This window comes from Prevotella sp. ICM33 (genome assembly GCF_000517825.1).
Taxonomy (GTDB): Bacteria; Bacteroidota; Bacteroidia; order Bacteroidales; family Bacteroidaceae; genus Prevotella; species Prevotella melaninogenica.
In genome coordinates, this window is record NZ_JACD01000059.1 from 1 (window position 1) to 1,824 (window position 1,824).

The 1,824-nt window shown below is 38.8% G+C and carries 2 protein-coding genes; both read right to left on the bottom strand.

The window, feature by feature from the left end; translation table 11 throughout:
- Positions 1 to 336: 336 nt before the first annotated feature.
- Positions 337 to 924 carry a hypothetical protein gene (locus HMPREF1505_RS12925; protein ID WP_081722938.1) on the bottom strand — a complete coding sequence of 196 codons (588 nt, stop codon included), beginning with the start codon at positions 922 to 924 and terminating at the stop codon, positions 337 to 339.
- Positions 925 to 929: 5 nt separating this feature from the next.
- Positions 930 to 1,824: RHS repeat-associated core domain-containing protein (locus HMPREF1505_RS13655; RefSeq protein ID WP_197017508.1), on the bottom strand; the 895-nt coding region annotated here is incomplete at its 5' end.

The following is a 1,824-nucleotide window of genomic DNA, read 5'->3' on the forward strand; positions in this document are numbered from 1 at the left end:
TCATAGTCTGCCTGCCAGACAATATTACCATTATCATCGTATGCCTGTACAGGACGNCCGATGTAGTCNCTGATGATNCTGTAATGCNTGTCACCAACNATCTTGGCTGTAGGGACATAGCTGTCACTGTCGTAAACCCACGTGATGAGATTCTCAACTGGTTCAGACCTGTCAAGTGTGACCTCACCAGTCTTAATAATATTTCTTTATTTTTTCTATCTATTATGACCCTTACCAGACATTATTTGTTTAAAAGAACAGTGTTGATTATCATTTATTTGATATCATAATGTACTTATAAAATAACATTAATGTAATTCCAATATTAAGTTTACATTATGTTAAAGTTAAAGCTTCAAAAGTTAAAAACGAATGGTCAAAACGTAAATTCATTATTAGTTCTTTATAACCTTCTGAAATCACTATATTAAAGGCTCCACCCCATTCCTGCATTTGGAAGACTTGAGTTTTTGGTGGAATTCTGTTTTCTTTTAATACTGGTTTTATAAAGAAACGCCCTCGCTTATTCTGCCACTCTGCCACTTCTTTATCTTCAGGCCAACGGTCTATTTCGGATAAATCCCAATCAACACAGTCTATTGATTTATAGTTATTCAATAATAGGTACCTACTATCAGTGTATTTACTTTCAACGACTACCATATTATCTTCAATATTAAGGGAAAGGACATCTTCTATAGAAGTATCAAACATGATGAAATCTGCCCCAAGTGAATTTATTGGCGGTTTTTTCCCATCTCGAATAACCAAATACTCAATGTGCTTTCCTTCCCTCAACAAGTCTGGATTATTGAAAAGTTTTGTACTCGTTCTTTCTATACTGTCTATCCACAGTGAAGACGAAATATTCTCATACTTTGCCCATTTTCTACTGCTTGGGTTTATACCTAACTTATAATACATTATAATTATGTTTTTGTTAATATCTTATTCAACCAAGAGCCTACTTCTGTCGCCTCTTTTGACAATTCCTCTAGAGTTTGCTTAAAGACTTCGCTCCCTAATTCACTTGCTTCACTTAATCTTTTGTATATCTCTTGGTGCATAGCCTCTGGGTGGGGGCCTTTATGACCAGGAACAGTAACCTTATTTAAAGGGTCATTCAGAATATCTTTTCTCCAATTCCCATTTTTAAACCTTCCTAAACCATTTTTCTTAAAAAGTTCTCTAAATCTATCAGACCAAATAGAATGTTTATTTGTTGCGATATGGTGAACTGGATCCTTTTTAGTTTTTATTTTACTACAATCTAATCCCCAAATATCAATTTCTTGATTACAATCCTCCACATACCCATACAGCGTTGGGTTATTTCCTGCTAACCTAATCGGGTCTTGACTGATGTAGTTACCAATCCTCGGGTCATAATACCTGAACCTGTTGTAATACAGCCCAGTCTCCTCGTCCTCATACTGACCTAACTGGCGGAAAGGAATGAACTGCCTGCTGCCGTGAAGGTTGCGGAGATTACCATAGATGTCATAGTCTGCCTGCCAGACAATGTTTCCGTTATCATCGTATGCCTGGGCGGGACGGCCGATGTAGTCNCTGATGATNCTGTAATGCNTGTCACCAACNATCTTGGCTGTAGGGACATAGCTGTCACTGTCGTAAACCCACGTGATGAGNTTCTCAANTGGTTCNGGTCTGTCAAGTGTGACCTCACCAGTCTCGGTAACAATCGTGTTCGGACGGTCAGCCTCGGCATAGTCCCACTCGTGCAGGATGACATCACCATCCCANAGGTAGCGATATACTCGTCCGTCAAAGACCTTCTCAATGCGTCTGCCTAAAGCGTCATAC